This is a genomic window from Microcystis sp. M144S2 (assembly GCF_020246065.1).
Lineage (GTDB): Bacteria > Cyanobacteriota > Cyanobacteriia > Cyanobacteriales > Microcystaceae > Microcystis > Microcystis ichthyoblabe_A.
This window is the reverse complement of the sequence record NZ_JADBTR010000076.1, coordinates 60263-66858: the sequence shown is the minus strand read 5'-3', so window position 1 is coordinate 66858 and position 6596 is coordinate 60263. Positions and strand designations below refer to the sequence as shown.

Below are 6596 nucleotides of genomic sequence, written 5' to 3'. Positions count from 1 at the left end.
TGCGAAGGTTACATGATATCAGCCAGACTTGGAAACTATCTCATCAAATTAGTCCCCCCATAGAACCCCCTTGAGCCATCTTGCACACTTTTCTCTTTTTGTCAAATTTTATGTTAAGAAAGATGTGACTAATGGATAGATTAAGGGGGGCAGGGGGGATCAGAGGCAAAATCTATCTTCAATTTAATTATAACTACTTACTTATTTGAGATAATTGTTAGAGAATGACTCTCGAATAATTGCCAGTAAAACTTAGATAGGGTTAAGAGACAGTAGGACAAGGAATAGAAAAGAATATTGACCAAAGAAATAATATCTAGTTTTGGCACAGAACTGGATAGTCATAATGATTATTTATCATTTACCCTCGACCAACTCAAAAAAACCCCGGCTGACTTTCCCGATCGCTGCCGTCTGTGAGACAATCGATCGAGTGTTATCCTAAACTCTGCCAATTTTCATGTCCGACGACGCTACTATTCGCACTGCTGTACAACGTCTCTACAATACCTATCCTTTCCCCCCCGAACCGCTCCTAGACGAACCTCCTCCGGGTTACAATTGGCGCTGGAATTGGATTGCTGCCTATAACTTTTGTTGTCATCGTAAACCCGAACGAGAGGATATCCGCATTCTCGATGCGGGTTGTGGTACTGGTGCGGGAACCGAATATCTGCTCGCGCTCAACCCTTTCGCTAATATAGTCGCGATAGATATCAGTGAAAAAGCTCTAGAAATTGCCAAAGAACGCTGTAATCGTTCGGGAGTTGCAGCAAAGCACCGAGGTTCTCTGGATTTTCACCATTTACCCCTCGAATCGGCCACCAATCTCCCCGGAGAATTTGATTTAATTAACTGCGTCGGGGTGCTGCACCATCTCCCGGACCCGATTAAAGGTATTCAATCCCTCGCGCAAAAACTGGCCCCCGGTGGTCTGCTACACATTTTCGTCTATGCACAATTGGGCCGCTGGGAAATCCAGTTAATGCAATCTGCGATCGCACTTTTGCAGGGAGACCGACGCGGGGATTATAAAGATGGGGTCGCTGTCGGCCGAGAGATTTTTGCTTCACTACCGGAAAATAATCGCATTTTGAAACGGGAAAAAGAGCGTTGGTCAATGGAAAATCATCGCGATGAGTCCTTCGCTGATATGTACGTTCACCCCCGGGAAGTGGACTATAATATCGATACCCTCTTTCAACTGATTGATGCGTCAGGATTAGCCTTTATTGGCTTTTCTAACCCTTCCTACTGGCAATTAGAGCGTTTATTGGGTAAATCCCCCGAATTGATGGCTAGAGCGCAAAATTTAGGGGAAAGGGAACGTTATCGCTTGACGGAATTATTAGACCCGGAAATCACCCACTATGAATTTTTCCTCGCTAAACCACCGATTTTGACTGCCGATTGGTCCAGGGATCAAGTCCTAGAGAATGCAGTGGCCGAAGTTCATCCCTGTCTTTACGGTTGGCCTAGTGCAAGTGTTCTAGACTACGATTATCGGCCGGTTAATCTCTCGGAAAGAGAATTTGCTTTTTTACAAGCTTGTGATGGTCGTTTAACCGTGGGAGCAATCGATGCTCAAGTTGGTTTAGGATTAACTGGTGTGCGTTCTTTACAACAGCGCCAACTACTGATTTTAAGTTAGGGAAAATTTGGGGATGTTAGAGATAGCGTCCCTTGGCAATCGGCAACTTGTGAACTAACTTGGCTAAATATTGCCAAAAATTCTTTTTTCTTAACAATTATCCCCTTCCTGTCCCCATAGTTTCAGCCCCAGAATTAACCGGGGCTGAATTATAATAGTTTAAGAAAGTGGACAAGGCTGCTAAATTTCTGATCAGTCCAGTTTTTGCCCATCGGCAACCGGGAGAGTTTAATCATTATCCCAAGATTCCGAGGCGATTAAGTCACCAATTTGATCCCTGAGAAGGTAGTCACACCGTTCTAGTTCACATTCAACACAAACCCACTCCCGAGGGGGAATGAACTGACAGAGGGTGTAGATCGGTTGGTGTCTGCTCACTACCCCCTGTTCTACCATCTGACGGACTTCGTCCTTAATCATCCTGATAGAGTAAGCGGTGGGAGCGGTGGAGAAAGTTATGGCACTCATGGGAGATTTCCTGCAAGATCTACAAAAAAGTCTTATCAATAACTATACTCTAACCTATAAGGGGACAAAAGAGATTTTTTGCTGTATCGAGGATGACAATTTTTTATATATAGCGAAACCCTTTCCCCTCGCCAGTTTAGGCTTAGGTTAAGAAAAGTTAAATTCATCGGCTAAAAGCTGTCGAGTCCCCTTATGTCAAATCAGTTATCAGTGATCAGTTATCAGTGATCAGTTAAGCTGTTGACTATCTAGGGTTGGCTGAATAAATGTGAAATGTAGGCAAGGTAAGGGTTTTGGGGCTTTTCTTGCGAAACAGGTGCAAGATTTTGAGAGAATCGTGGTTCAAAACCTTGCATCTTCATCGGCCCGCGTCCTGTAGGGGCGAAGCATTCGGGCAATAACCTATCGGTGAAACCGGAGATTTTCTATCCGAATGCTTCGCCCGTACTTTTTCAGCAAACCCTATCTAAAGACTGCACCGGAGTGCTGGAGTTGGCAGCAGGGAGGAGAAGTCAGAGCATTTGTACTTAATTTTTCCCTACGCAGTTTAAATTCAGTACAGCTGATCACTGAAAAAAGCTTCCCACTTAAACTAATAAATGGGGAATAAAAATAAAAGCCGCTACGAGTAAAGCGGCGATCGAGGCGATTAAAACGGCACCAGCGGCACAATCTTTCGCTATTTTGGCTAAATCATGGTAGGATTGCCCCACCGTCAGATCTACCACTGATTCTAGGGCAGTGTTAATTAATTCTAAGACCATCACCAGAGCGCAGGTAAGGGTGACAATCGCCATCTCCATGGCATCAACCCGCAAAAATAAGCCCCAACTAATCGCTACTAGGGTAATCAGGGTGTGAATGCGAAAATTTCTCTGACTGACAAAAGCATAACGGACTCCGGCCCAAGCGTAGCGAAAACTGACTAATAGATTCGAGGCGACTTGCCAAGCGTATTCTCTTTGACTGGGATTGTTGCCCTCACTCACCTGTCCCGATCGAGGGATAAAATTATTGTTGAGATAGGGATTAGGTATGCTGGCAGATTGGTTGGCTTTATGATAGTTTGTCTTCATATTCCTCAATAATGCTTGACAAAAATAACTAACTATGTATCGGCATTTCGACGGTTTTTAACAAAGTTTCCTGTAAAGATAGCATTTCTAACAGACTTGTTTCATCGGGATGGTCCCAACCCAAAAGATGTAAACAAGCGTGGGCAGTTAACCAGGCCAATTCTCGCGCCAAAGAATGATTTTGTGTTAAAGCCTGTTGTTGTGCTGTCTCCACAGAGATGATAATATCCCCCAAATATAAAGGTTCTGTCTCTAAAATGCCCTCATCGACCGGGAAATCCACTTCGAGAGCGGCAAAAGCGAGAACATCCGTCGGTTGATCTTTGTGGCGATACTGGGAATTATAGGTCCGAATTTCTCGATCGTCTGTTAAACGCAAACTTAGTTCATAACCGGCGGCAACGGGGAGATAATCCGATAGATAGCCTAACCATGTCTCCAACCAATAGTGCCAAGTTTCCCCATCCACAGGACTATTTCCGGGATTAAAATAATTATCCTGTAGGCATAAATCCACCTCTAGGGGCAAAGTCTCACTCACCAGATTTCACCCTAGGGACGCGTCAGATAGGAAATACCGACAAAAAAGCCTAATAGGGCCGCCGTAGTCAAAAAAAAGTGTTTTAACGAGACGCCTTTTTTCTTGACCATATTCCGCATCGCCAGCTTGACGTAACTGGGTTGCGCTTCCGTGGCGGTTTCTACTGCGGGGTCAGTGGTGCTAACAGGTTCAGTCATCAGTAATTCCCCAGACAAGGATTGATCGCTATAAGTGTAACAGATTATTAAAAAAGTGCCAAAAAAATTCAAGTCCGGGGGAAAATCGTTCCCCTTCCGGGATAGTCAAAACCGCTCAACTCCCCCACACCCCACACCCCACACCCGACACCCTAAACCCCACACCCCAGCAGTCTAACCATGTCTTCCCAATATCCCGAAAACATCCGGACTATTTTTCAGAAAATTTGGGGCTATGATAGCTTTCGCTCTCCCCAACAGGAGATTATCGAGACAATTTTAGCGGCACAAGATGCCCTGATTGTCATGCCCACGGGATTCGGTAAATCTATCTGTTTTCAATTGCCCGCTTTATTAAAAACCGGCTTAACCCTAGTGATTTCTCCCTTAGTGGCCCTGATGGAAAATCAGGTGGAGGAATTATTAGCCAAAAAACTATCCGTCGCCCTGATTCATCACGAAATCCCCCGACAACAGAGAAAGAAAACCTTAAACGCGATCGCAGATCAAACCCTGCGACTTCTCTATCTTTCCCCAGAAACCCTCTTAAGTCCGCCCCTCTGGTCAAAATTAACCCTTCCCCACGTTAAAATTAACGCTCTCATCCTCGACGAGGCCCATTGTTTAACCCAGTGGGGCGATAATTTTCGTCCTGCCTACCGTCGTCTCGGGGCTGTCCGTCCCGCTCTGCTGCAATCAAAACCGGCCGGCAGCCAAATAGCGATCGCTGCTTTTACCGCCACCGCTAACCCCGCCACCCGTGAGACTCTCACCCGCATCTTACAACTAGAAAAACCACAACTTTTCTTAATAAATCCTTACCGTCAAAACCTTGACTTAAGCACCAAAATATGTATTAGCCCCGGTTGTCGTCGTCATCAACTATTAAACTTCCTCACCAGTCAACCTCGACAATCCGGCCTGATCTATACTCGTTCCCGTCGCCATAGTGAAAATTTAGCGACATGGTTGCAATCTCTCCACTATCGCACCAGTGCCTATCATGCCGGTTTATCGCCCTTTCAGCGTCGGGAAATAGAACAAAATTGGCTGCGGGGGGATTTAACTTTTGTTGTCTGTACCTCAGCTTTTGGCATGGGTATCAATAAACCCGATGTGCGTTGGGTTGTCCACTACCAACCCCCAGCTTTACTATCGGAATACCTACAGGAAATCGGCCGCGGTGGTCGCGATGGGGGTAAAATGCAGGCTCTCACCTTAATTAGTGAACCGACGGGATGGTTAGATAATAGCGATAAAAACCAGCAAAAATTCTTTAACTCCCAACAGGAACGCCAATACCGACAAGCTTGGCAAATTTTAGCCCAAATTCCCCTAGAGGGCAAAGTAGAGGCGATTAGTGCCGAATTTCCCGATGGTGCGCTCATTCTCTCCCTTTTACACAGTCTCGATCGCCTAGAATGGCTCGATCCTTTTCATTATCGGCTTATTTATCCTCATAATTCAGCCAAGATGACTTTTAAACCCAGAAATGAGATATTTCCCTACCTCTATACCCGTCGCTGTCGTTGGCACTTTCTCTTAAATGCCTTTGGTTTTCAGGAAAATGCCGATAATTTTCGCTGTGGTCATTGCGATAATTGTCGTCGCAATCGACCTCTGGTAAGCTAGGGAGCGCCAGAACAGGGAGAGCAGAGCGTTTGTACTAAATTTTTCATGTCTTTTTTCTCCTCCTGTCTGGGATTCTCCTCACTTAACGGAAGATTTTTGATTTTTGCAGGAGATCTATAGCGGTTTTCCCAGAAGTGAGTCCCGATTGAATCTATCAAGGGATTTACCATACCTTACCCGAAATAATAGTGAAATTTTGTAACAAAGTGCAGCCAGATATAAGAATCTTTGCTAGATTCCTAGAAGGCTTCTATGATAAGTTTCCTTAAAGGAAGCTCTTTGCAGTAAGCTAATCTGGCTAACACGCTTTTGGGCGTGATATAGGGAAAAGTTCGGGCGATAGTTGACCCATATCGTTACTTTTAAGAGTGTTATACGGAAAGTTTCTGTATAATTAATAGTTAGAGCTATTCATTGTTACTAGCGAATCTTAAGGTTGTCAAATGAATACAAGTAAAAAAATCATTTTGTTTTGTAACCAAATGAATTTTTCATATCCGCCTGACGTAGTTTATCTATTTATCAAACTGCGTACACTTCTTGAGGAACACGGATTAAAGGCGAAACTGCCGACACTAAATTTGTATTGCAATTGGCTTGTTCATCGCGAGCTAGACAAATCAAGTCATAGCTTAATCAATCGATTAAGGGACAAAATCAAAGAACACATGAGCAGCGGCAACGACTTTAATTTATCGGTGTCCTATGTGTTAGGTGTTGACAAACTTAATGAAGAAATTCAGCACGCTCTTTCATTTTGTCAGGCTCTACCTGAAAAGCAACAGATCGATTGGCAACGATTATCTACTACACTATTTGTAGAGTTAATTGACAAGCCATGTAAAAATCCTAGCTTTAGGAATGAGTTAGGACATCCAGATGATTTCTATGGCATTAAGCTAGTAGAGCACGACGGCGTGATATGTTGGGAACTTCTTTCCCCAAGCCTTGAGAAAATCAATTCAAGAATTATTGGGCCTCTGGTCAGAATAAAAAATGAACAAACTTAGATCTTGTAGGGTGCGTTCCCT

9 protein-coding genes are annotated in these 6596 nt (G+C 44.2%); 5 read left to right on the top strand and 4 right to left on the bottom strand.

What is annotated here, in order from left to right:
* Positions 1-297: 297 nt before the first annotated feature.
* Together IM462_RS10155 and IM462_RS10150 are read left to right on the top strand one after the other, a co-directional pair.
* Positions 298-420, top strand: coding sequence for a hypothetical protein (locus IM462_RS10155; protein ID WP_287699810.1), 123 nt, complete (start codon positions 298-300; stop codon positions 418-420).
* 40 nt (positions 421-460) lie between these two features.
* On the top strand, positions 461-1651 hold the full coding sequence (locus tag IM462_RS10150; protein WP_287699809.1) for a class I SAM-dependent methyltransferase: 1191 nt from the start codon (positions 461-463) through the stop codon (positions 1649-1651).
* A gap of 228 nt (positions 1652-1879) precedes the next feature.
* On the opposite strand, the gene IM462_RS10145 is transcribed toward IM462_RS10150, so the two are convergent.
* Entirely contained in the window at positions 1880-2119 is a 240-nt protein-coding gene (locus tag IM462_RS10145; RefSeq protein WP_002738935.1) for a DUF4327 family protein, read from the bottom strand.
* On the opposite strand from IM462_RS10145, the gene IM462_RS10140 reads away from it, so the two are divergent.
* Entirely contained in the window at positions 2109-2270 is a 162-nt protein-coding gene (locus tag IM462_RS10140; RefSeq protein ID WP_287699808.1) for a hypothetical protein, read from the top strand. The genes IM462_RS10145 and IM462_RS10140 overlap by 11 nt on opposite strands.
* A 436-nt stretch (positions 2271-2706) precedes the next feature.
* Here IM462_RS10140 and IM462_RS10135 read toward each other — a convergent pair whose 3' ends face one another.
* From IM462_RS10135 to IM462_RS10125, 3 genes are read right to left on the bottom strand one after another with little or no spacing between them, the layout of a single operon-like run.
* On the bottom strand, positions 2707-3195 hold the full coding sequence (locus IM462_RS10135; RefSeq protein ID WP_287699807.1) for a diacylglycerol kinase: 489 nt from the start codon (positions 3193-3195) through the stop codon (positions 2707-2709).
* Between the two features lie 28 nt (positions 3196-3223).
* A complete protein-coding gene (gene ybeY, locus IM462_RS10130; RefSeq protein WP_287699806.1) occupies positions 3224-3736 on the bottom strand; it encodes an rRNA maturation RNase YbeY in 513 nt (170 codons plus the stop codon).
* 11 nt (positions 3737-3747) lie between these two features.
* Positions 3748-3933, bottom strand: a complete 186-nt coding sequence (locus tag IM462_RS10125) for a DUF3285 domain-containing protein (RefSeq protein ID WP_002752941.1) — start codon at positions 3931-3933, stop codon at positions 3748-3750.
* 180 nt (positions 3934-4113) lie between these two features.
* Here IM462_RS10125 and IM462_RS10120 point away from each other — a divergent pair, with 180 nt between their 5' ends.
* Entirely contained in the window at positions 4114-5565 is a 1452-nt protein-coding gene (locus tag IM462_RS10120; RefSeq protein ID WP_287699805.1) for a RecQ family ATP-dependent DNA helicase, read from the top strand.
* 443 nt (positions 5566-6008) lie between these two features.
* Entirely contained in the window at positions 6009-6575 is a 567-nt protein-coding gene (locus tag IM462_RS10115) for a hypothetical protein (protein ID WP_016515250.1), read from the top strand.
* The last annotated feature ends 21 nt before the right edge of the window (positions 6576-6596 follow it).

Bases quoted from the DNA above. Each gene is read 5' to 3' on its own strand.
- IM462_RS10150 (WP_287699809.1), top strand. From the start codon at position 461: ATGTCCGACGACGCTACTATTCGCACTGCTGTACAACGTCTCTACAAT.
- IM462_RS10140 (WP_287699808.1), top strand. From the start codon at position 2,109: ATGGCACTCATGGGAGATTTCCTGCAAGATCTACAAAAAAGTCTTATC.
- IM462_RS10145 (WP_002738935.1), bottom strand. From the start codon at position 2,119: ATGAGTGCCATAACTTTCTCCACCGCTCCCACCGCTTACTCTATCAGG.
- IM462_RS10135 (WP_287699807.1), bottom strand. From the start codon at position 3,195: ATGAAGACAAACTATCATAAAGCCAACCAATCTGCCAGCATACCTAAT.
- IM462_RS10125 (WP_002752941.1), bottom strand. From the start codon at position 3,933: ATGACTGAACCTGTTAGCACCACTGACCCCGCAGTAGAAACCGCCACG.
- IM462_RS10120 (WP_287699805.1), top strand. From the start codon at position 4,114: ATGTCTTCCCAATATCCCGAAAACATCCGGACTATTTTTCAGAAAATT.
- IM462_RS10115 (WP_016515250.1), top strand. From the start codon at position 6,009: ATGAATACAAGTAAAAAAATCATTTTGTTTTGTAACCAAATGAATTTT.